The sequence below is a fragment of the Planotetraspora phitsanulokensis genome (genome assembly GCF_016863295.1).
Classification (GTDB): Bacteria; Actinomycetota; Actinomycetes; order Streptosporangiales; family Streptosporangiaceae; genus Planotetraspora; species Planotetraspora phitsanulokensis.
In genome coordinates, this window is sequence record NZ_BOOP01000013.1 from 231,085 (window position 1) to 251,816 (window position 20,732).

22 protein-coding genes are annotated in these 20,732 nt (G+C 70.5%); 7 read left to right on the forward strand and 15 right to left on the reverse strand.

Annotated features, from left to right (window positions below):
• Nucleotides 1-2: 2 nt before the first annotated feature.
• Both hemQ and Pph01_RS16740 read left to right on the forward strand, forming a co-directional pair.
• Complete coding sequence (gene hemQ / locus Pph01_RS16735) at nt 3-704, forward strand: hydrogen peroxide-dependent heme synthase (RefSeq protein WP_204074001.1); 702 nt, start codon at nt 3-5, stop codon at nt 702-704.
• A gap of 87 nt (nt 705-791) precedes the next feature.
• Nucleotides 792-1,361: a hypothetical protein gene (locus tag Pph01_RS16740; RefSeq protein ID WP_204074002.1), complete on the forward strand. Its 570-nt coding sequence runs from the start codon at nt 792-794 to the stop codon at nt 1,359-1,361.
• Between the two features lie 57 nt (nt 1,362-1,418).
• Here Pph01_RS16740 and msrB read toward each other — a convergent pair whose 3' ends face one another.
• Entirely contained in the window at nt 1,419-1,820 is a 402-nt protein-coding gene (gene msrB / locus Pph01_RS16745) for a peptide-methionine (R)-S-oxide reductase MsrB (protein ID WP_204074003.1), read from the reverse strand.
• Between the two features lie 430 nt (nt 1,821-2,250).
• Here msrB and ligD point away from each other — a divergent pair, with 430 nt between their 5' ends.
• Nucleotides 2,251-3,264 carry a non-homologous end-joining DNA ligase gene (gene ligD, locus Pph01_RS16750; protein WP_204074004.1) on the forward strand — a complete coding sequence of 338 codons (1,014 nt, stop codon included), beginning with the start codon at nt 2,251-2,253 and terminating at the stop codon, nt 3,262-3,264.
• A gap of 39 nt (nt 3,265-3,303) precedes the next feature.
• On the opposite strand, the gene Pph01_RS16755 is transcribed toward ligD, so the two are convergent.
• The 3 genes from Pph01_RS16755 to Pph01_RS16765 all read right to left on the reverse strand — a co-directional run bounded on the left by Pph01_RS16755 (nt 3,304) and on the right by Pph01_RS16765 (nt 6,195).
• Nucleotides 3,304-3,540, reverse strand: a complete 237-nt coding sequence (locus tag Pph01_RS16755) for a hypothetical protein (RefSeq protein ID WP_204074005.1) — start codon at nt 3,538-3,540, stop codon at nt 3,304-3,306.
• A gap of 134 nt (nt 3,541-3,674) precedes the next feature.
• Complete coding sequence (locus Pph01_RS16760; protein WP_204074006.1) at nt 3,675-5,738, reverse strand: acyl-CoA dehydrogenase family protein; 2,064 nt, start codon at nt 5,736-5,738, stop codon at nt 3,675-3,677.
• Nucleotides 5,739-5,793: 55 nt separating this feature from the next.
• Nucleotides 5,794-6,195 carry a hypothetical protein gene (locus tag Pph01_RS16765; RefSeq protein WP_204074007.1) on the reverse strand — a complete coding sequence of 134 codons (402 nt, stop codon included), beginning with the start codon at nt 6,193-6,195 and terminating at the stop codon, nt 5,794-5,796.
• 139 nt (nt 6,196-6,334) lie between these two features.
• Between Pph01_RS16765 and Pph01_RS16770 the strand changes: the two genes are divergently transcribed.
• Together Pph01_RS16770 and Pph01_RS16775 are read left to right on the forward strand one after the other, a co-directional pair.
• The gene (locus Pph01_RS16770; protein WP_239116755.1) at nt 6,335-7,072 is read left to right on the forward strand and encodes a pyrimidine reductase family protein; all 738 of its coding nucleotides are present in this window, start codon (nt 6,335-6,337) and stop codon (nt 7,070-7,072) included.
• Nucleotides 7,056-8,132 (forward strand): ATP-dependent DNA ligase, encoded by a 1,077-nt coding sequence (locus Pph01_RS16775; RefSeq protein WP_204074008.1) that lies wholly within the window; start codon nt 7,056-7,058, stop codon nt 8,130-8,132. The genes Pph01_RS16770 and Pph01_RS16775 overlap by 17 nt, the downstream gene beginning before the upstream one ends.
• Before the next feature lie 3 nt (nt 8,133-8,135).
• Here the strand turns inward: Pph01_RS16775 and Pph01_RS16780 are convergent, their stop codons facing one another.
• From Pph01_RS16780 to Pph01_RS16805, 6 genes are all read right to left on the reverse strand, one after another.
• Entirely contained in the window at nt 8,136-8,441 is a 306-nt protein-coding gene (locus tag Pph01_RS16780; protein WP_204074009.1) for an AzlD domain-containing protein, read from the reverse strand.
• Entirely contained in the window at nt 8,438-9,181 is a 744-nt protein-coding gene (locus tag Pph01_RS16785) for an AzlC family ABC transporter permease (RefSeq protein WP_239116756.1), read from the reverse strand. The genes Pph01_RS16780 and Pph01_RS16785 overlap by 4 nt, the downstream gene beginning before the upstream one ends.
• Nucleotides 9,178-10,041: an AraC family transcriptional regulator gene (locus tag Pph01_RS16790; RefSeq protein ID WP_204074010.1), complete on the reverse strand. Its 864-nt coding sequence runs from the start codon at nt 10,039-10,041 to the stop codon at nt 9,178-9,180. Before Pph01_RS16790 ends, Pph01_RS16785 begins: the two co-directional genes overlap by 4 nt.
• A 9-nt stretch (nt 10,042-10,050) precedes the next feature.
• Nucleotides 10,051-12,165, reverse strand: coding sequence for a glycogen debranching protein GlgX (gene glgX, locus Pph01_RS16795; RefSeq protein WP_204074011.1), 2,115 nt, complete (start codon nt 12,163-12,165; stop codon nt 10,051-10,053).
• A 276-nt stretch (nt 12,166-12,441) separates the two neighbouring features.
• Nucleotides 12,442-12,870 carry an OsmC family protein gene (locus tag Pph01_RS16800; protein ID WP_204074012.1) on the reverse strand — a complete coding sequence of 143 codons (429 nt, stop codon included), beginning with the start codon at nt 12,868-12,870 and terminating at the stop codon, nt 12,442-12,444.
• A gap of 177 nt (nt 12,871-13,047) precedes the next feature.
• Nucleotides 13,048-14,652 (reverse strand): isovaleryl-CoA dehydrogenase, encoded by a 1,605-nt coding sequence (locus Pph01_RS16805; protein WP_204074013.1) that lies wholly within the window; start codon nt 14,650-14,652, stop codon nt 13,048-13,050.
• 211 nt (nt 14,653-14,863) lie between these two features.
• Between Pph01_RS16805 and Pph01_RS16810 the strand changes: the two genes are divergently transcribed.
• Nucleotides 14,864-15,748, forward strand: coding sequence for a DUF1707 SHOCT-like domain-containing protein (locus Pph01_RS16810; protein WP_204074014.1), 885 nt, complete (start codon nt 14,864-14,866; stop codon nt 15,746-15,748).
• Nucleotides 15,749-15,772: 24 nt separating this feature from the next.
• Here the strand turns inward: Pph01_RS16810 and Pph01_RS16815 are convergent, their stop codons facing one another.
• The 5 genes from Pph01_RS16815 to Pph01_RS43705 all read right to left on the reverse strand — a co-directional run bounded on the left by Pph01_RS16815 (nt 15,773) and on the right by Pph01_RS43705 (nt 19,486).
• A complete protein-coding gene (locus Pph01_RS16815) occupies nt 15,773-16,525 on the reverse strand; it encodes a sirohydrochlorin chelatase (protein WP_204074015.1) in 753 nt (250 codons plus the stop codon).
• A gap of 125 nt (nt 16,526-16,650) precedes the next feature.
• Nucleotides 16,651-17,379, reverse strand: a complete 729-nt coding sequence (locus tag Pph01_RS16820) for a phosphoadenylyl-sulfate reductase (protein WP_204074016.1) — start codon at nt 17,377-17,379, stop codon at nt 16,651-16,653.
• A 45-nt stretch (nt 17,380-17,424) separates the two neighbouring features.
• Complete coding sequence (locus Pph01_RS16825) at nt 17,425-17,577, reverse strand: DpnI domain-containing protein (RefSeq protein WP_203883160.1); 153 nt, start codon at nt 17,575-17,577, stop codon at nt 17,425-17,427.
• The gene (locus tag Pph01_RS16830) at nt 17,574-19,256 is read right to left on the reverse strand and encodes a nitrite/sulfite reductase (protein WP_204074017.1); all 1,683 of its coding nucleotides are present in this window, start codon (nt 19,254-19,256) and stop codon (nt 17,574-17,576) included. Before Pph01_RS16830 ends, Pph01_RS16825 begins: the two co-directional genes overlap by 4 nt.
• A 146-nt stretch (nt 19,257-19,402) precedes the next feature.
• The gene (locus Pph01_RS43705; protein ID WP_357054749.1) at nt 19,403-19,486 is read right to left on the reverse strand and encodes a putative leader peptide; all 84 of its coding nucleotides are present in this window, start codon (nt 19,484-19,486) and stop codon (nt 19,403-19,405) included.
• A gap of 300 nt (nt 19,487-19,786) precedes the next feature.
• Between Pph01_RS43705 and Pph01_RS16835 the strand changes: the two genes are divergently transcribed.
• Entirely contained in the window at nt 19,787-20,611 is an 825-nt protein-coding gene (locus Pph01_RS16835; protein ID WP_239116757.1) for a TIGR03084 family metal-binding protein, read from the forward strand.
• Nucleotides 20,612-20,732: the final 121 nt, after the last annotated feature.

The window sequence follows — 20,732 nt, forward strand, 5'->3', positions numbered from 1 at the left end:
CTATGACGGACGGCACCGCGCGGCCCAAGGCGCGTGATCTCAACCAGGTAATCCGCTACACGATGTGGTCGGTCTTCCGGCTCCGTGACCAGCTCCCGCCCGGCCGCGAGGCCGTCGCCGGCGAGGTGAGCGAGCTCCTGGAGCAGTCGGCGGGCAAGGACGTGGTGACCCGCGGGTGCTATGACGTCTCCGGCTTCCGGGCGGACGCCGACTACATGTTCTGGTGGCACGCGCCCTCCGCGGAGGACCTCCAGGAGGTCTACACGCGTCTGCGCCGCACGGAGCTCGGCCGGGCCAGCGAGCCCGTCTGGTCGGCGATGGCCCTGCACCGGCCCGCCGAGTTCAACAAGTCGCACATCCCGGCCTTCCTGGCCGACGAGGAGCCGAAGGGCTTCGTCTGCGTCTACCCGTTCGTCAGGTCGCTGGAGTGGTACCTGCTGGACGACGCCGACCGCAGGCGGATGCTCGCCGAGCACGGCAAGATGGCGCGCGACTACCCCGACGTGCGGGCCAACACCGTCGCCTGCTTCGCGCTCAACGACTTCGAGTGGATGCTCGCCTTCGAGGCCGACGAGCTCCACCGGATCGTCGACCTGATGCGTCATCTGCGCGGAGCCGAGGCCCGGCGGCACACCCGGGTCGAGATCCCCTTCTACACGGGCACCCGCAAGCCCGTCAGCGAGCTCGTCGCCGCGCTGCCCTGATGAGGGAAAACCGCCGGTGAGACATTGTGATCTTTGTCATACTCGGTGGAAATCCCCTACGCAGGTGAGGCCGCCGTGTCGAGGCACGTGGCACGTTCCAGAGGGCGCCGTCGCAAGACCCGGACCCGGAGTTGGGTCGTCGAGGGGTGCGTGGGCGCGGCGGTGACGGCGACGGCCGTCCTCGTGACGATCGGGCCGGTCCAGCTGTGGCCGTCCGGGTCCCGTACGGCTCCCGAGTCCCCGGGACCGGACGGGTGGCCGGCCACCCGGCTCGACGTCCGTGCGAGAGACGACAGCGCGCGTGAGCCGGACGAGGCGGTGGGGATGGCGGCGCCGACACGGTCGGACTACACCGACGACAAGGCCGTCGCCTACTTCCGGACCCGGTGGCGGGACCGCACGTCGGCCCTGGTCCGCGATATCCGGACGACCGGGGGATACCTGCGGATCTACACCGACCTCCCGGAGGCCGACGACGACTCCGACGCGGCGATCACGTTGTGCGAGCGGGGGCTGGAATACCTGGCTGCGGCGGGCGACACCTCGCGGGTCGTCTTCGTCCAGGCCGATCTCGGGGAGAACGGGAACCCGGTCCTCGCCAACGTCCTCGGCCCCGGCGATCCCGACTGCCGGGTCACCAGCCCCGAGCCCCGGTGACGCCGTACGGCGTGGCGCCCGGGCGTGCACGCCGTACGGAAGGGGTGACTCCTCGGGTCACTCTGCGGGCAGCAGAGTCAGCGACACCGAGTTGATGCAGTAGCGGTCGTCGGTGGGAGTGGGATAGCCCTCACCGTGGAAGACGTGACCGAGGTGGGAGTCGCAGCGGGCGCAGCGGACCTCCACCCTGCTCATGCCGAGGGTGTTGTCCTCGATGAGGGTCACGGCCTCCGACTTCGACGGCTCGAAGAACGACGGCCATCCGCAGTGGGACTCGAACTTCGTGTCCGAGCGGAACAACTCGGCGCCGCACGCGCGGCACGAGTAGACGCCTGCCGTCTTGGTGTCCACGTACTCGCCGATGAAGGGACGCTCCGTCCCCGCCTGCCGGAGGACGCGGAACTCCTCGGGCGACAACTGCACGCGCCACTCGGCGTCGCTCTTGACCACCTTGTCCATGTTCACCAGCCTAAGCGCGGCCGCCCCCTGAGGGGATTACGTACTAAGAACCACGCGCACCCGGGGGATCTTCCCGCAAGAGTTCTTTCCGGCGAAGCATCCTTTCGCCACTCTTTTTGCGTCTTCACTGATGAGGAGGCTGATCGTCCACCCGTTCCGGGAGGGGGTCGGCCCGTCCCGCCGTCCTGGCGGCGAAGCGCCCTACCCGTGCTGGGCGCCGTCGGGCGGCAAGAGGATGCCGCCCGTGAGGGCGGCCCGTTGTGTCCGTCCCGTCGCGGAGACGGCGCTCGTCACGTGAGCGCCGTCCACGCCGCGGCCACGGGCCCCACGCCGGGTGGGCGGGGTGGCCCGTGGGTGCTCCCGGTCCGGCCGCCGTTGGCAGCCCGGGACGGACCCTCTCTCCCGGCTGTTCCGGGGTAGTGTCCGAGCCATGGCATCGCCGTACATCGAAATCGACGCCGGTGGACGGACCGTCAAGGTCACGAACCCGGACAAGGTCTACTTTCCCGCCGCCGGGGCCACCAAGCGCGACCTGGTGGAGTACTACATCAGCGTCGGCGACGGGGTGCTCCGCGCCCTCGGGGACCGGCCCACGTATCTGAAACGGCATCCCGACGGCGTCGAGTCGGAGGCGATCTACCAGAAGCGGATGCCCAAGCATCCCGACTGGATCGAGACCGCCACCGTGCGATTCCCCAGCGGCCGCACGGCCGACGCCTTCTGCCCGACCGAGGTCGCCGCCTTCGCGTGGTGCGCCAACCTCGGCACGATCGACTTCCATCCCTGGGCCGCGCGCCGCCCCGACCTGGAACACCCCGACGAACTGCGCATCGACATCGACCCGCAGCCGGGGACGGGGTTCGAGGAGGCGCGGAAGGTCGCGTTCACCACCAGGGAGGTCCTCGAGGAGTTGGGCGTCGAAGGCTTCCCGAAGACGTCGGGGAACCGCGGCATCCACATCACCGTCCGCGTCGAGCCCCGCTGGTCGTTCGTCGACGTCCGCCACGCCGGCATCGCCCTCGCCCGCGAGGTGGAGCGCCGCCGTCCGGACCTCGCGACGACCGCCTGGTGGAAGGAGGAACGCGGCGAGCGGGTCTTCATCGACTTCAACCAGAACGCCCTGGACCGCACGGTGGTCGGCGCCTACTCGGTCCGCGCCCGGCCCGACGCCCGCGTCTCCGCCCCGGTGACCTGGGAGGAGCTGGAGGGCTGCGACCCCGGCGACTTCGACATCAGGACCATGCCTGAGCGGTTCGCGAAGCTGGGCGACGTCCATCGGACGATCGGCGACCAGGCGTTCGCCCTCGACACGCTGCTGGAGTGGTACGCCGCCGACGAGAGGGGGGACATGCCGTACCCGCCGAACTACCCCAAGATGCCGGGCGAGCCCAAGCGGGTCCAGCCGTCGAAGGCGCGGCCGTCCGCCGACGAGGCGACCGCCTGAGCTCGCGTCCGGCGCCCCCGGAAGCGCCTTCACCGCCGGTCAGACGTGGCGGTTCACCATGGTCGCGACCACGAGCACCAGGGCCGCGACCATCCCGACCCTGACCATCGTCCCGACGCCTCCCCAGGCCGTGGAGCGGAGTTTGGGGAGGCCCTCCACCGCCTTCCGCCAGTCCCGCCACGCGTTGAGCATCAGCTGGAACTTGCGCCCGGCGACGAACAGGGCGATGCCGATGGCGATGAAGAGCAGGATCCGGCCGTCCGATGAAGGCTCCATCGGCACTCCTTACGGGGGGCGATCACGTCCTCACTCACCGTACGCCGCCGCAGCTCGCGTGGCCATCGGGTATTCGGAGTCGAGACGCCGCCGGTGCCTCCGGCCGGGTGGGCCGGCTCGATGGGCTGCCGCGGTCAGGGATCGCGGGGGAGACCGAGGGCGCGCTCTCCGATGATGTTCAACTGCACCTCGGTCGTGCCGCCGCCGATCGTGAAGGCCCTCGTGGTGAGGATCATCCGGCTCCAGTGGGGGTCGGCGGGGTCCAGCGACCAGCAGAACTCCGAGACCCGCTGCGCCTGCCCCATGCCGAGCAGTTTGCGCACGCTGGAGGCGGCGCCGGAGTCCGTCCCCTCGAGCCGCGCCAGGGTGACCCGCAGGCCGAGGGCCGAGATGGCGTGACCCTCGGCGTAGAGCCGGCCCGCCTCCTCGAGCTGTGACTCCCGTAACGGCCCGGCCTTGGCGAGATGGCCGGCCATGTCGCCGTGCTGAGAGCCGGGGCCCCAGGAGTCGCCGAGAGACACCCGCTCGTGCGACAGGGTGTCCCTCGCGACCCGCCATCCCTGTCCGGGCTCTCCCACCACCAGCGAGTCCGGCACGAAGACGTCGTCGAGGAAGACCTGGTTGAAGATCTCGTCGCCGTTGATCTCCTTGAGCGGGCGGACCTCCACGCCCGGGGACGACATGTCCACCAGGAAGTAGGTGATGCCCTCGTGCTTGGGCGCGTCCGGGTCGGTCCTGGCCAGGCAGATCGCCCAATGGGCGTACTGGGCGAGGGACGTCCAGATCTTCTGGCCGCTGATGAGCCAGCCGCCCTCCGCCCGCACCGCCTTCGTCGACAACGACGCCAGGTCGGAGCCCGCTCCCGGCTCGCTGAACAGCTGGCACCAGACGAACTCGCCTCTGAGCGTCCCGGGAAGGAACTGCTCCTGCTGCTCGCGTGTGCCGTACCGGACGATGGAGGGGACGGCCCACGCCGCGATGCCGAGGTTGGGGCGGCCGAGGTGCCGGAACTCCTGCTGGATGATCACCTGTTCCAGCGGTGAGGCGGCCCTGCCCCACGGCTCGGGCAGGTGCGGCATCATCCAGCCTCCGCTCGCGAACCCGGCACGCCGCTCCGCGGGATCCAGCGCGCCGAGCCGGGCCGCCTCCGCGTGGATCCGCTCCCGCAGCGGCAGGGCCTCGTCGGGCAGGTCGGGCTCGAGCTCCCGGCGGACGCCCGCCATCGCGAGCCGCGTCACCTGCCCGGCCCACACCCCGGGATCGCCGACCAGCGCGCGGAGCGAGAGGGCCCGCCGGTAGTACAGGTGGGCGTCGTGCTCGAAGGTGTAGCCGATGCCGCCGAGCACCTGGATCGCGTCGGCCGCGCAGCGCACCGCCGCGTCCGGAGCGACGACGGCCGCCCCCGCCGCCGCGATCCGGGTTCCGTGGCCGTCCTCGATGGCGCGGGCCGCGTCCCACACGGCCGCCCTGGCCTGCTCCAGGGCGACCAGCATCGCGGCGCACCTGTGCTTGACGCCCTGGAACTGCCCGATGGGCCGCCCGAACTGGACACGGGTCCTGGCGTACTCGGCCGCCGTCGAGACGGCCCACGCCGCGACCCCGCAGGCCTCCGCTCCCGCGAGCACGGCGATCACGTCGCGGACCGTCGCGGAGGTCACGTCCGGCAGCACGCGGTCCTCGCCCGCGGCGCCGCCAGCGGACACGTGGACGAGCCCCCGGGTGAGGTCGAGGCCGGTTGCGGCCTGGATTGCGACGTCCGCGGAGCGCAGGACCGCCCAGCGGCCGTCCACGGGCACGATGACGACGCCTGCGTCGGGCTCGCCGAGGGCGAGGCCCTCCTGGGAGGTCTCCGGGAGCGCCACGGCGGCGGTGAGCGAGCCGTCGGCCAGCCGGGGGAGCAGTTCGGCCCGGAGCGCCTCCGTCCCCGAGCCGGCGATGAGGGCGGACGCGATCACCGTGGGCAGGAACGGGCCGGGAGCGCACCGTTCGCCCAGGACCTCGAGGACGACGGCGAGCTCCGGCGTCCCGAACCCCTGGCCTCCGTGTTCTTCGGGAACGTGCAGGCCGAGCACCCCCTGCGCGGCCAGGTCGTCCCAGAACTCCCGGTGGTCGGCGGTCCTGGGGGAGATCCGCCGTTCGGCGAAACGCCGCGCGGACGCCGCGAGGTCTCGGTGGTCGGTGGTCAGCCCGATGCCCATGCGCGCACTGTAGATCGCCGACCGGCCCGGCGCCAGATCGCCGTCGGTATCGGCGTTACCAGCGGATCGTCGTCGTGATGAGCATGACGAGCACGAAGGTGGACAGGCCCGTGACCCCGTGGAGGAGGATGGCGGCCATCGGGCGGCGTCTCCCGGCGTCCCGCGCGTGACGCCCGCCGCCCAGCCAGCGCGTCAGCATCGTGAATCCGAGCAGCGCGACCGCTGTGATCACGACCAGGGCGGCCCAGGCGTAGGTCTCGTCGTGGGTGACGAGGAAGGCCACCCACAGGGCGAGCCCCGCGACGGCGAGGGCCGGGTGGCCGACGATCAGAGTGCGGGGATAGCGGGTGACCTTGGTGCCCTGAGGACGCAGACCGCCGTCCGCCAGCCACCGGATCATGAGGTACAGCCCGGCCAGGGTCGACACCAGCCATACGGTGAGTGCGGCGAGTTGCACGGGCCCTCCGACAGGTTTCCGAACTTGCCTGTGAGGTCTTTCGTCAATTCGCCGCGATCTCACACGCTGTGACATCGAACCGTTATCGGCTCGTCTCCGGTGTGACGGTCTGTCGGCCGCGTGTGCCACTGTAGAGACCGTGCGCCGTATCCATCCCGACGTCGAGGACGATCCCGATCTGGTCGCCTCCTACGCCTGTCCCCGTGACGAGTGGCTGAGGCTCAACATGGTGACCAGCGCCGACGGCGCGGCCTGGGCGAAGGGTCTGTCCGCCGGGCTGTCCGGCCAGGGCGACCGGAGGATCTTCGGCGTCCTGCGCGGTCTCGCCGACGTGGTGCTCGCCGGAGCGGCCACCGTCCGCACCGAGGGGTACGGCCCGGCCAGGCCCCGTGAATCGTGGTCGGCCATCAGGGAGGGCCGCCCGCCCGCCCCGCCGATCGCCGTCGTCACCGGGCGGCTCGACCTCGACCTCGGGAGTCCGCTGTTCACCGAGGCCGAGCCGTACGCGCGGCCCATCGTCATCACGACGGAGGCGGCGCCGCGGGACCGCCGCGAGGAGGCGGCGGAGAAGGCCGACGTCGTCGTCGCCGGAGACGAGCGGGTCGACCTGCCGCTCGCCGTCCGCGAGCTGCGCGGCAGGGGGCTCGGCAAGATTCTGTGCGAGGGCGGTCCACGCCTGAACGCCCAGCTCGCCGCCGCCGGACTGGTCGACGAGCTGTGCCTGTCGTTCAGCCCCGTGCTCCTCGGCGGGGACGCCGCCCGGATCCTCAACGGCGTGGCGTCGCAGACTCCCCTCGTGCTCGCCCAGGTCCTGGAAGAGGACGGCTTCCTCTTCTGCCGATACGTCAGGGAGGTCCAGGATGGCACTGCCGGTTGAACCGCCGGTCTCGCCGATGCTCGCGAAGGCGGTCAAGGGCATGCCGCCCCAGGACGGCTCGCTCTACTACGAGCCGAAGTGGGACGGCTTCCGCTGCATCGTCTTCCGCGACGGCGACGAGGTCTATCTCGGCAGCCGCAACGAGCGGCCGTTCACGCGCTACTTCCCCGAGCTGGTGGAGGCGGTGAAGAAGGAGCTGCCGCCGCGCTGCGTCGTGGACGGCGAGATCGTGATCGTCAGCGGCGAGTCGCTCGACTTCGACACCCTCCAGCAGCGCATCCACCCGGCGGCCTCGCGGGTGAAGCTGTTGTCGGAGCAGGTGCCCGCGTCCTTCGTGGCCTTCGACCTGCTCGCCCTCGGGTCCGAGAACCTGATGGAAGAGCCGTTCTCGGTGCGCAGGGCACGGCTGGAGGAGATCCTCGCCACGGCGGGCGACTCCGTCCGGCTCACGCCCGCCACGCAGGACGACAAGGTGGCCGCCGAGTGGTTCGACATGTTCGAGGGCGCGGGGCTCGACGGCATCGTGGTCAAGCCGGGAGACCTGCCGTACGCGCCGGACAAGCGGGTCATGTTCAAGGTGAAGCACGAGCGCACGGCCGACTGCGTCGTCGCGGGCTACCGGGAGCACAAGTCCGGTCCGATCGTCGGCTCTCTGCTGCTGGGGCTGTACTCGCCGGACGGGCGCCTGCACCATGTGGGCGTGTCGGCGTCGTTCCCCATGAAGCGACGGGAGGAGCTCGTGGCGGAGCTCGGGCCGTACCGGCTGGACGATCTCAGCGAACATCCCTGGGGCGCGTGGGCCGAGTTCGCGCAGGGCGGCTCCGACGGGCAGCGCCTGCCGGGGGCGGTCTCGCGGTGGAACGCGAAGAAGGACCTGTCGTTCATCCCGCTCCGGCCCGAGCTGGTGATCGAGGTGGCCTACGACCACATGGAGGGTGACCGGTTCCGGCACACGGCCCAGTTCCGCCGCTGGCGCCCGGACCGCGATCCGTCCTCCTGCACCTACGAGCAGCTGGACAGGCCGGTCCGGTACGACCTCGGCGAGATCCTGGCCCGGTAGCCCTCAGCCGGTGAGGGCCCGGACGGCGGCGGTGACGACAACGGCGGCCGTCACCACCACGAGGAACGGCGCCCGCAGGAGCAGGGCCACCCCCGCGCCGGCGAGACCCGCCGCTCGGGCGTCCACGACCAGCGAGCGCCCCTCTCCGAACGTCTGCAGGGCGATGAGCGCGGCGAGCGTCGCGATCGGCACGAGCGTCGCCAGCCTGCGGATCAGGGGCCGTTCCAGGACGGAGGCCGGGACGGACAGGCCGAGCAGCTTCACGGCGTAGCAGCCCACGGCGACGACGGCGATGGCGGCCCAGATCATGAGTGGTCTCCTCGGCGGCGGGTCACGATGAGGACGGCCGGCGCCGCGAGCGCGGCCACCAGCACGGGAACTCCGGCGGGCACGACAGGCAGGCAGGCCAGCGCGAGCGCGGCGGCGACGGCGGCGGTCACCGGTTCGGGCCGCTCACGGACCCGTCGCCACGATCCGCTCGAGCCCGTGCCGCGCGCCATCGACACCAGGAGGGCCAGGAAGGCCGCGGGACCGGCCGCGTCGATGCCCCAGGCCGACGGATCTCCGAGCGCCGCCGCGCCCAGGGCGCCGAGCAGGGTCGTGATGTTCCAGCCCAGGTAGAGGCTCACACCGGTGATGGTGAAGCCGAGGCGCGCGGCGGCACGGTCCGGCTGGGCGAGGGCCACGGCCGAGGTCTCGTCGATCACCCATTGCGCGGCCAGGGGGCGGACCTTCGGGGACAGGTCGAGTAGGTGCGACAGCCGCAACCCGTAGAAGGCGTTGCGCGCCCCGAGGAAGAGGGCGCCCATGGCGGCGGCGAACGGGGCGGCGCCCGCACCGATGGCCGTGACCAGGGCGAACTGGGACGCGCCGGTGAAGACCAGCAGTGACAGGACGCAGGTCTGCGCCGTGCTCATGCCGGCTCCCGCCGAGGTGACGCCGAAGGCGAAGCCCGACAGGCCGACCGCGATCCCGACGCCGAGGGCGTCGCGGACGACCGCGGCTCGCGGCTTGGCGTGAAGGGCGGTCGTGGTGGGGGATGCGGTCACCCGGCCGAGGCTAGGTCCGCGGCCTTTCGGGTGTCTTGTACGTTCTTGCGCTCTCGGCGGTAGGCGCCCGGCGGCACACCGATGATGCGGGTGAAGTGCCGGTTCAGGTGCGGCTGGTCGGTGAAACCCACGGCCACGGCGGCGTCCGCCGGCGCGACGCCGGCGTCGAGGAGGCGCCGGGCCCGCCGCACCCTCGCGTCGGTGAGCCAGACGTGGGGCGGCATGCCGTACGCGCCGCGGAAGGCCCGCAACAACGCGAACGGGCCGGTGCCGAGCTCGGCGGCGAGTTCCCGCAAGGACGGAGGCGCGGCCATCCGGGACTCGAGGAGCTCCCGGGCCCGCGCCACGTCGCGCGGTGCCACGGCGCGGAGAGAACGGGAGGGGAGCGCCGTCCCGCTGGAGCGGAGCAACCGGGCCACGACCAGGCGGAGCATCGTGTCGGCGGCCAGCGCGTTCTCGCCGTCCGCGGCCCGGAGCACCTGGGTGATCAGGCGGACGGCGTGCGGGTCGTGGGCCACGGCGACGGAGAAGCCCGGATTTCCGCGGATCGAGGTCGTCTCCGCGGCGATCTCGCCCACGACGGCCGCCGACGGATAGATCACGTTGTACGTCCAGCCCTCCGGCACGCCCGCCTGGCCCGTGTGCACCGTGTCGGGGTTGACCAGCGCGAGGTGGCCCGGCCCCGCGCGCTCGAGGGAGTCGCGGTGGTGGAACTCCTCGACGCCCGAGGTGATCGCGGCGATGACGAACGACTCGTGCGTGTGCCGGGAGAAGGTCTTGCTCACGTAGCGGGCGTCGAGCAGGTCGACGCCCGGGAGCCCGGGATGTCGCCAGTGCCGCGCTCGCTCCCGCGCGCCCAATGCCGCTCGTCAGCCTTCGCCGACGCGCCGCAGCAGCTGGAGCGATCGGGCCGTGACGGGCACCTTGGCGCCCGCCGGGCAGTTCTCCTCCGTCTCCTCCCGGACGCTCTCGTCCGCGGTGTCGAGAACGAGGTGCCACGCCTGACCGAACTCGGCGTCGGGGAGGTTGAACATGAGCTCGTCGTGATGAGCGTTGATCAGCATCAGGAACGAGTCGTCCCTGATCCGCTCCCCGCGCTGACCCGGCTCGCTGATCGCCTCTCCGTTCAGGAACACCGCGAGCGACTTGGCGTAGCCCGCGTTCCAGTCGGCGTCGGCCATCTCCTTGCCCGAAGGCGTCAGCCACACGATGTCGCGCGTGCCGTCCTGCACCCGGCCGCGGAAGAACCTGCGCCGGCGGAACACCGGATGCTCCCGCCGCAGCACCGCCAGCGCGCGGACGAACTCCAGCAGGTCCTCCTCCTGCTTGACCAGCGACCAGTCGATCCAGGACGTCTCGTTGTCCTGGCAGTAGGCGTTGTTGTTGCCGCCCTGGGTCCGGCCGAACTCGTCGCCCGCCAGCATCATCGGGACGCCCTGGGAGACGAACAGCGTGGCCAGGAAGTTGCGCCGCTGCCGCCCGCGCAGCCGAACGATTCCGGGGTCCTCGACGGGACCCTCGGCGCCGCAGTTCCACGAGCGGTTGTCGTCGGTGCCGTCGCGGTTGGCCTCGCCGTTGGCGTCGTTGTGCTTGCGGTTGTAGGAGACCAGGTCGGTCAGGGTGAAACCGTCGTGGCAGGTCACGAAGTTGATCGAGGCCACCGGGCGGCGGCCGCTGGTGGCGTACAGGTCGCTCGACCCGGTCAGCCGCGAGGCGAACTCGGGCATGGTGCGGGCGCCGCCGCGCCAGAAGTCCCGGACGGAATCCCGGTACTTGCCGTTCCACTCGGTCCATAAGGGCGGGAAATTTCCCACCTGGTAGCCGCCGGGACCGACGTCCCACGGCTCGGCGATCAGCTTGACCTGCGAGATCACCGGGTCCTGCTGGATGAGGTCGAAGAACGCGCTCAGTCGGTCGACGTCGTGCAACTCGCGGGCGAGCGCGGCGGCGAGGTCGAAGCGGAAGCCGTCCACGTGCATCTCGAGCACCCAGTAGCGCAGCGAGTCCATGATGAGCTGCAGCGCGTGGGGCGAGCGCACGTTCAGCGAGTTGCCGCAGCCGGTGTAGTCGAGGTAGTAGCGGCGGTCCTCGTCGCGCAGCCGGTAGTAGGCGACGTTGTCGATCCCGCGGAAGCCGAGCGTCGGGCCCATGTGGTCGCCCTCGGCGGTGTGGTTGTAGACGACGTCGAGGATGACCTCGATGCCCGCCTCGTGCAGCGCGCGGACCATCGCCTTGAACTCCTGGACCTGCTCGCCGCGCTGCCCGGCGCTCGAGTAGGCGTTGTGCGGGGCGAGGTAGGCGATCGTGTTGTAGCCCCAGTAGTTCGTGAGGCCGCGGGCCACCATCGCGTGCTCGGGCACGAACTGGTGGACCGGCATCAACTCGACGGCGGTGACCCCGATCGACTGCAGGTGCTCGATCACGGAGGGATGGGCGAGGCCGGCGTAGGTCCCGCGCTGCTCCTCGGGCACCTTCGGATGCCGGATGGTCAGGCCGCGCACGTGGGCCTCGTAGATGACCGTCTCGTGGTACGGGGTGCGGGGCGGTCGGTCGTTCCCCCACTCGAAGAACGGGTTGACGACCACGTTCTTCGGCATGTGGGGGGCCGAGTCGTCGACGTTGAGCCTGGCGGGATCGGTGAAGTGGTAGGAGAACAGGGACTCGTTCCATCGGACCGAGCCTTCGACGGCCTTGCCGTACGGGTCGAGCAGGAGCTTGGCGGGGTTGTTGCGATGGCCGTGCCCCGGCCGGTACGGCCCGTGCACGCGGAAGCCGTACCTCTGACCGGGCATGATCCCCGGCAGGTAGCCGTGCCACACGAACCCGTCGACCTCGGGGAGGTCGACGCGGGTCTCCGCGCCGTCGTCGTCGAACAGGCACAGCTCGACCCGCTCGGCCACCTCGGAGAACACCGAGAAACTGGTGCCCACTCCATCCCAGGTGGCCCCGAGCGGGTACGGCTCTCCAGGCCAAACTTCACGCATGTAACCTCATTCTCCACTCCCGCGGTCGATCGCGCACCTGGAGAGGTAAGACGCGGTCGGCAACCCCGTCAGGAAACCCTCGCCAGGCCCATCGCCGGGAACGTCCTCGGTAGATCATCACCGGAAAGCTTTCCTGGAAACCGCCGATGGAACGTCGTTCGGGAATGTCGCCGGCTGAGCGGCGCCGTGGCGTCGGCCGGAGGGACATTACATGCATACGCGAGAGCCCCCTCCGGAGCGCGTCCGGAGGGGGCTCAGCACGGCTGGCGGGGTGGTTCAGCCGACGAGCTCGGCGTTCAGCGTGATGGTCGTGCCGGCGAGGGCCTTGCTCACCGGGCAGTTGGCCTTGGCCGTCTCGGCGGCCTGCTGGAAGTCCTCGGCGGACAGGCCGGGGACCTGGCCGCGGACCGACAGCACGATGCCGGTGATGCCCTCACCGGGCTGGAAGGTGACGTCGGCCTTGGTCTCCAGGGACTGCGGCGGGGTGCCCGCGCCGGCCAGACCGTGGGACAGGGCCATCGAGAAGCAGGAGGAGTGGGCGGCGGCGATCAGCTCTTCGGGGCTGGTCTTGCCGTTGGCCGTCTCAGAACGCGAAGCCCAGGTGACGTCGAAGCTGCCGACGCCGGAGGTGTCCAGCGAGACGACGCCCGAGCCGTCGAGGAGAGCGCCCTTCCACTGCGTGGTCGCGGTACGAGTGGTCGCCATGGCGATTGTCCCTTCATCGGTTAAGTCACATCCAGGAGCGAGCTTAGAGCCTCCCCAGGTGGTGATCATGCTCAGGTTCGCCCAAGCCCCCCACCCCGCCGCCTCCTGGCCGTGATCATGCACAACCTGCTCTCTGATCACCGAACCTGTGCATGATCACGCGGGGCGGAGGCGCGCTCAGGAGGCCCGTTCGACGATCGCCCCCAGGTCGAGGCCGGCAGGCAGCGTCCCGAAGGCCCGCCCCCACTCCCCGCCGAGGCGGGAGGCGCAGAACGCGTCCGACACCGCCGCGGGAGCGTGCCGTACGAGCAGGGACGCCTGAAGCAGCAGCGTGAGCTCCTCGGCGAGGCGCCTGGCGTCGCCCTCCCCGGCCGACGCGAGCGTCTTGCGGGTCCGTTCGGCGGCCTCGGTCACCCGGCGGTCGCCGGCCAGCGCCACCTCGGCGAAGAACGCCTCCAGCCCCTCCGGTTCCCGGGTGAGGGCCCGGATGAGATCGAGCGCCGCGACGTTGCCCGAGCCCTCCCAGATGCCGTTGAGCGGCGAGTCGCGGAACAGCCGCGGCATCTGCGACTCCTCGACGTACCCGTTGCCGCCCAGGCACTCGAGCGCCTCGGCGGCGTGGACGGGAGCCCGCTTGCAGATCCAGTACTTCGACGCGGCGAGTGCCGTACGGCGGAAGAGCCCTTCGGCGGAGTCGCCCCGCACCGCGCGGTCGGTGGCGCCGGCCAGGCGCATCATCAGCGTGGTGGCCGCCTCGGACTCCAGGGCCAGGTCGGCGAGCACGTTCCGCATCAGCGGTTGGTCGATGAGGGCCTTGCCGAAGGCCTTGCGGTGAGTGGTGTGATGGATCGCCTGGGCCAGGCCGTACCGCATGCCGGCAGCCGAACCGATCACGCAGTCGAGCCGCGTCATGTTGACCATCTCGATGATCGTGCGGACGCCCCGTCCCTCCTCTCCGACGAGGTAGGCGATCGCGCCGTCGTACTCCACCTCGGCCGAGGCGTTCGACCTGTTGCCCAGCTTGTCCTTCAGCCGCATGAGCCGCATCGCGTTGCGGGAGCCGTCCGGGAGCACACGGGGCAGCAGGAAGCACGACAGCCCGCCGGGGGCCTGGGCCAGGACGAGGAAGACGTCGCACATGGGCGCGGAGTTGAACCACTTGTGGCCGGTCAGGGCGAACGTGCCGTCGGCGAGCCGCTCGGCCCTGGTGGTGTTGGCGCGGACGTCGGAGCCGCCCTGCTTCTCGGTCATGGCCATGCCGGCCAGCACGCCGCGTTTGTCGTGTGCGGGCCGTAGCCCGAAGTCGTAACTCCGGGAGGCGAGCAGGGGCTCCCACTCGGACCTGAGGTCGGGGGAGTGCCTGAGCGCCGCCACCGCGGCGTACGTCATGGAGATCGGGCAGCCGTGCCCCGCCTCGACCTGTGACCAGGTGAAGAACTTCGCCGCCCTGGCCACGTGGGCGCCGGGCCGGGCGGAGGTCCACGGGGAGGCGTGCATGCCGTTCTCGACCGCGACGGCCATCAGCTCGTGCCACGCGGGGTGGAACTCCACCTCGTCGACGCGGTGGCCGTACCGGTCGTGCGTCCGCAGGATCGGGGGGTTCTCGTTGGCCAGCCGGCCCCACTCCTGGGCCTTCGCGGAACCGGCCAGCAGGCCGAGCTGTCGGAGCTCCCCGGTAGCCCAGTCCGCGCCCTCCCGGTCCAGCCCGTCGAGCAGCGCGCGGTCGTTCGACACGTCGTGCCCGATCAGCGGCGGTGCCTGGTTGATCACGTCGTGGGTCACTTGGGCCTCCTGTCCGGGTCCTCGTCATCCATCTCAACATTCCAAGTTGATGATGAAATGCGGGGGTCTAAGGGGATAACTCCACAATCACACGCGGAGGGCGTACGGCGTCGCCGGCGATGGAGCGTGCCCGAAGTTCGTCCCCCAGGAGAAGCGGATTCCTTCCCAGGGAGGATAGGTCGATCGCGTCTCTCGGGATAGCGTGGACGGCGTGAGCGATCCGGGTGAGATGCGTGCTTCCGACGCGGAACGGGAGCAAGTGGTCGAAAGACTGCGTGAGGCCTCGGTCGAGGGCCGGCTGACCCTCGCCGAACTGACCGAGCGGACAGAGGCGGCCTACCTGGCCCGGACGCACGCGGAGCTCGCCCAGATCACCGCTGATCTGCCCGGCGGCGCCCCGGCCCCCGGTCCCCGGCCCGTCAAGCCCATGGGCAAGGTCCGGACCTGGGTCGTCGCGGTCATGGGTGACGCCAAGCGCAACGGCACCTGGCGCATCGACCAGGAGATCGGCGCCGTCAGCGTGATGGGCGACGTGACGATCGACCTCCGTGAGGCCGAGGTGCGCACGCCCGAGGTGGAGATCTCGGCCACCTGCATCATGGGAGACCTGAAGATCATCGTTCCGGACGGCGTCGACGTCCAGCTCTCCGGCGTGACCATCATGGGCGACAAGAAGGTCCAGGTCGTGGAGGCGCCGGCGGGCCAGAACGCGCCCGTCGTCAAGGTCAAGGCCTTCGTCCTCATGGGCGACGTAAAGATCATCGGCGACTCGCTGGCCACTCCGATCAAGCGCGGATGGTTCGCCTGGAGTGAGTGGTGGTGGGACCGCCGCAAGGACGTGCGCCAGCAGATCCACCAGGACATACGCCAGTCGATCGAGATGGGCCGCCAGGCTCATCGCGAGATGATGCAGGCCCACAGGGACGCCCAAAGGGAGTTCCGCCACGGATTCCGCGATGCCATGCGAGGCGAGCAGGAGATCCGGCGGGAGATGATGCGCGACGGCCGGGAGGCCCGCAGACAGGCCCGCCGCGAGGAGCGCGACGCCTGGCGTGACAGCCGCCGCGGCGACCCCCCGCCCTCCTCGCCCTACTAGACCGGTTCGGGCCGTCCAGACCTTTCAGGCCGTCGCGACGGCCACCGGGCGCCGTACGGCCTGGCCGTACCTTTCGAGCACGACGCTCACGATTTCGGGGGCGGGCCCGAGGACGCCGGCCACCACGTCGGCACCGGCCTGCCTGGTGTCCCGCGTGACCTTGTCGGCGAAGTGGCCCGGAGCCAGCAGGTACGGGGCCACGACGACCCGGGGCGCCCCGGCGCGCCTGAGCCGCGCCACCTCCTGCTCCGGGGAGGGGGCGGCCGCTGAGGCGAAGGCCGCGGTGACCGACCACCAGGGCCGCGCCCGCGCCCAGTCACGGGCCATCCGGGCGATCACGAGGTTGGCCCGGCGGTCGCTGGAACCGGCGGACACGAGGACCACGGCGGTGCCGGGGTCGCCCGGCGTCACCCCGGCCTCGGCGAGCCGGCGCTCGAGCGCGCCGACGAGGAGCGGATGGGGTCCGAGGGTGTCCCCGTACGCGACCTGGAGCATCGGGTGACGTGCGGACACCTCACGGAGCGCCGCGGGGATGTCCACGCGGCTGTGGTAGGCCGCGGTGAGAAGCAGGGGGAGGACGACGGCCTCGTCCAGGCCCGACAGAGCCGACGCCAGGGTCGGCGGGGCGTGATCGAGGTACGCCGTCCTGACCTCGAGACCGGGCTCCCGCAGCCGTACGGCATGCAGGAGCTCCTCCACCGTCACGGCGGCGCGCGGGTCGCGAGACCCGTGCGCCACCGCGACCAGCGGTGCTCGGTCGGCTGGACGGCTGCGCATGATCACGAGTTGGGTTCCGCCTGGTCGTCGGGTGTCTTCACGAATTCGTGCATGATCACGGTTGGTTGAGGGGCAGGTCAGTGGCCGTTTCTCCGAACCTGTGCATGATCACGCCCAGGGGTGGGTCAGAGGTGGATGCCGCACTCGACCTTGCCGAGGCCGGCCCAGCGGCCGCTCCGCGGGTCCTCGCCGGGCGCGACCTGCCGGGTGCAGGGCGCGCAGCCGATCGAGGGGTAGTTGTCGTAGTGCAGCGGATTGATCAGCACGCCGTTGTCCGCGATGTAGTTGTCGACCTCCTCCTGCGTCCAACGGGCGATCGGGTTGACCTTGACCATCTGCCGCTTGGCGTCCCACTCGACGACCTTGGTGCCCGTCCGCGTCGGGGACTCGTCGCGGCGGATGCCCGAGATCCAGGCCAGGTACGGCTCGAGCGCCCGGTTGAGCGGCTCCACCTTGCGGAGGTAGCAGCACAGGTCCGGGTTGCGGCCGAACAACCGGGGGCCGAGGTCGCGATCCTGCTCGGCCACCGTCCGCGAAGGCTGAATGTCGATCAGATTGACGTCGTAGACCTGCCGCACGGCGTCACGCGTGCCGATGGTCTCCGCGAAGTGGTAGCCGGTGTCGATGAACAACACGTCCACACCAGGCTTGACCCGGCTGACCAGGTCGATCAGCAACGCGTCGCTCATCGAGGACGTGAGACAGAGGCGGTCGCCGAAGGTGGCAGCGGCCCAGCGGATGATCTCGCGCGCGGGCGCGTCCTCAAGGAACTCGGCCGCGGACTCGACGATGCTCTGCAGGTCGAGCGTCACCCGCTGGCGCTGTAGGTTGGCCTCTATCTCCACGACGGTCATCGCTACTCCTCACACGTCATTTCTCTAAGATCGTTTTTGGGCTCGTCACGAACGGACGCCCAGCCCGAGGAACTTCACCCGGAAGGCCCGGGCACAGGAGCGGCAGTACCACCCGTAGCTCTCCTCCTCGGTGACATACGGCTCGAGGTCCTCCTCGCCGCAGTACGGGCAGTAGAACGGCGCCGCTCTCTCGCTCATTTGAGGTCGGCCTCGTCCGCGCGCTGGACCCACTCGCTGAAGGTCTCGCCCTCGTTCTTCTGCTTCTCGAAGTTCCGGACGACGCGCTCGACGTAGTCGGGCAGCTCCTCGGCCGTCGCCTTGAGCCCGCGGACCTTCCGCCCGAAGTTGGGGTTGAGGCCCACCGAGCCGCCCAGGTGCACCTGGAAGCCCTCGACCTGCTCGCCCTTGTCGTTGGTGACCAGCTGGCCCTTGAGCCCGATGTCGGCGACCTGGATGCGGGCGCAGGAGTTCGGGCAGCCGTTGACGTTGATGGTCAGCGGCTCGGCGAAGTCCGGGAGCCGCCTCTCCAGCTCGTCGATCAGGTCGGAGGCCGTGGCCTTGGTCTCGACGATCGCCAGCTTGCAGAACTCGATCCCCGTGCACGCCATGGTCTGGCGGCGGAAGGTCGAGGGGTTGACCTGGAGGTCGGCCGCCTCGAGCTCCTTGACGATCGACTCCACCTGGTCGGGCGCGACGTCGAGGATGACCATCTTCTGCTCGACCGTCGTGCGCACCCGGGTCGAGCCGTGGCGCTCGGCGATGTCGGCGATCTGGTGCAGCTTGTCGCCGTCGACCCGGCCCACCTTGGGGGCGAACCCGACGTAGAAGTTGCCGTCGCGCTGCGGGTGAACGCCGACGTGGTCGCGGCGGCCGCCCCGAGGCACCTCGGGCGCGGGGCCGTCGGGCAGCTCGTAGGAGAGGTACTCGGTCTCGAGGACCTTGCGGAACTTCTCCGCGCCCCAGTCGCTGACGAGGAACTTGATCCGCGCCCTGTGCCGCAGGCGGCGGTAGCCGTAGTCGCGGAAGATGCCGCAGATCCCCGCCCAGACCTCGTGGACCTGCTCGGGCCGGACGAACGCGCCGAGACGCTTGGCGAACATCGGGTTGGTCGACAGGCCGCCGCCCACCCAGACGTCGAAGCCCTGCTCGCCCTGATCGTTCACGACGCCGACGAAGGCGATGTCGTTGATCTCGTGGACGGTGCAGTGCGCCGAGCAGCCGCTGATCGCCGACTTGAACTTCCGGGGGAGGTTGGAGAACTCCGGGCTGCCGATGTAGCGCTCGTTGATCTCGTGGATCTGGGCGGTGCCGTCGATGACCTCGTCGGCGTCGATCCCGGCGAGCGGGCAGCCCAGGATGACTCGGGGCGTGTCGCCGCAGGCCTCCATCGTGGACAGGCCGACGGCCTCCAGCCGCTCCCAGATGTCGGGGACGGCCTCGACCTCGATCCAGTGGAGCTGGATGTTCTGCCGGTCGGTGATGTCGGCCGTGCCCCTGCCGTACTCGTTGGAGATGTCGGCGATCACCCGAAGCTGCTCCAGGCTGAGCTGGCCGCCGTCGATCCGGACGCGGAGCATGAAGTAGCGGTCGTCGAGCTCCTCAGGCTCGAGGATGGCCGTCTTGCCGCCGTCGATCCCGGGCCGGCGCTGCGTGTACAGGCCGAACCAGCGGAACCGCCCCCGGAGGTCGGCCGGGTCGATCGAGTCGAAACCACGCTTCGAGTAGACGTCGATGATCCGCTGACGGACGTTGAGCCCGTCGTCGTTCTTCTTGTTCTCCTCGTTCTTGTTCAGCGGCTCTCGGTAACCGAGAGCCCACTGTCCCTCGCCGCGTGGGCGTTTGTGGTGGCGGTTCGCCGGGCGGGCCGGGGTGCTCATGGGCACGTCCTTTTCCGAGTGATCGGTCTGAAGGATCGGACTACGGTCCGGGGACGCGCGGGGACAGGCGGCCTCTCACCTCGTCATCGAGTGTGAGGGCATGAAAAAGACGCCTGCCATGCGCCCCGGGTCAACAGTGGGAGCGGTCAGCCGGCGTCGATACAGATGGCACTACGGACACGCAGAAGGTCGACGTGACGTCGCACGACGAGCAATGGGTCCGCTGGCATGTCCTAGACGATACCTCGGAGATCCCAGATGTCCAAGTTCGTGTCCACGATGCGGGACTGTAATCTTTCGTTCATTTCTCCAGGCGAGACGGGTCGTCACCCCTGACTGACCCAGTTCTCCGGTGGCTCGGTCCGCCGGCCGTCGGGCGGCAGCTGATGCTGGCAGTCGCACCACGACCCGCCCCGGCAGTCGTCATGCCTGCGGTCCTTGCACGCTTCGCAGATCATGTCTTCATTGTTCTCCGCCGGTTACGCTGGCGTGAGCCGCCTGTCGCCGGCGGGTGCGTCACGGGAGATGTGATGGGTGTCACAGGATCCGGGCTCATGGCCGAACTCGTCGCCGACCTCCGAGCCGAGACGGCCGACCTCACCGAGATGGTCGAGAACCTCGACGCCGCAGGCTGGGACCTGCCGACCCCGGCGGCCGGCTGGGCCGTACGGGACCAGATCAGCCATCTGGCGTGGTTCGACGAAGCGGCGACCAGCGCACTGACCGACCCCGACGGGTTCCGCGCCGCCAGGGACCGCCTGGTCGCCAAAGGGGAGAGTTTCGTCGACGAACTGGCCCACGCCGACCGCCGGAGCCCCCGCGAGCTGATGGACGGGTTCGTCACGGCCCGCGCCCGCATGATCGGGGAGCTCGAGCGGACCGACCCCCGGCTGCGGGTGCCCTGGTACGGGCCCGACATGTCGGCGGCGTCGTCCGCCACGGCGCGCCTCATGGAGACGTGGGCGCACGGCCAGGACGTGGCCGACGCGCTCGGGATCGTCCGTGTGCCGAGCGTCCGGCTGCGGCATGTGGCGAGCCTGGGCGTGCGCGCCCTGCCGTACGGCTTCGCGGTGCGCGGCCTCCCGCTGCCCGCGGACCCGGTGCGCGTCGAGCTGACCCTGCCCGACGGCAGCCCGTGGACCGCGGGGCCGGAGGGCGCCCATGACGTCCTACGCGGACCCGCCCTCGACTTCTGCCTGCTGGTCACTCAGCGCTGTCATCTCGACGACACCGCTCTCGAGGCCGCGGGTGCGACGGCGACGGCGTGGCTGAAGATCGCGCAGGCGTTCGCCGGGCCGCCCGGCGGGGGCCGGAGCCCCGGGAAGAGCCCGGCACTGGCGAGACGCCCGGTATGACCCCCTATCCTTGGCCTGACGACGGCGTCGCGGTCCGGGCCGAGCCGGGTGGCGGTATTCGCGCCGAATGCGGGTAGTGGTCAGATCTAACAGCCGGTGTTCGTATGAAAGATCACGCTGA

Excerpts from the sequence above, each read along its gene's own strand:
- Pph01_RS16835 (WP_239116757.1), top strand. The coding sequence starts at position 19,787 with ATGGGTGTCACAGGATCCGGGCTCATGGCCGAACTCGTCGCCGACCTC.
- Pph01_RS16830 (WP_204074017.1), bottom strand. The coding sequence starts at position 19,256 with ATGAGCACCCCGGCCCGCCCGGCGAACCGCCACCACAAACGCCCACGC.
- Pph01_RS16825 (WP_203883160.1), bottom strand. The coding sequence starts at position 17,577 with ATGAGCGAGAGAGCGGCGCCGTTCTACTGCCCGTACTGCGGCGAGGAG.
- Pph01_RS16800 (WP_204074012.1), bottom strand. The coding sequence starts at position 12,870 with ATGGCGACCACTCGTACCGCGACCACGCAGTGGAAGGGCGCTCTCCTC.
- msrB (WP_204074003.1), bottom strand. The coding sequence starts at position 1,820 with ATGGACAAGGTGGTCAAGAGCGACGCCGAGTGGCGCGTGCAGTTGTCG.
- Pph01_RS16760 (WP_204074006.1), bottom strand. The coding sequence starts at position 5,738 with ATGGGCATCGGGCTGACCACCGACCACCGAGACCTCGCGGCGTCCGCG.
- Pph01_RS16820 (WP_204074016.1), bottom strand. The coding sequence starts at position 17,379 with ATGACCGTCGTGGAGATAGAGGCCAACCTACAGCGCCAGCGGGTGACG.
- Pph01_RS16755 (WP_204074005.1), bottom strand. The coding sequence starts at position 3,540 with ATGGAGCCTTCATCGGACGGCCGGATCCTGCTCTTCATCGCCATCGGC.
- Pph01_RS16815 (WP_204074015.1), bottom strand. The coding sequence starts at position 16,525 with ATGCGCAGCCGTCCAGCCGACCGAGCACCGCTGGTCGCGGTGGCGCAC.
- Pph01_RS16780 (WP_204074009.1), bottom strand. The coding sequence starts at position 8,441 with ATGATCTGGGCCGCCATCGCCGTCGTCGCCGTGGGCTGCTACGCCGTG.
- hemQ (WP_204074001.1), top strand. The coding sequence starts at position 3 with ATGACGGACGGCACCGCGCGGCCCAAGGCGCGTGATCTCAACCAGGTA.
- glgX (WP_204074011.1), bottom strand. The coding sequence starts at position 12,165 with ATGCGTGAAGTTTGGCCTGGAGAGCCGTACCCGCTCGGGGCCACCTGG.
- Pph01_RS16775 (WP_204074008.1), top strand. The coding sequence starts at position 7,056 with ATGGCACTGCCGGTTGAACCGCCGGTCTCGCCGATGCTCGCGAAGGCG.
- ligD (WP_204074004.1), top strand. The coding sequence starts at position 2,251 with ATGGCATCGCCGTACATCGAAATCGACGCCGGTGGACGGACCGTCAAG.
- Pph01_RS43705 (WP_357054749.1), bottom strand. The coding sequence starts at position 19,486 with ATGCCAGCGGACCCATTGCTCGTCGTGCGACGTCACGTCGACCTTCTG.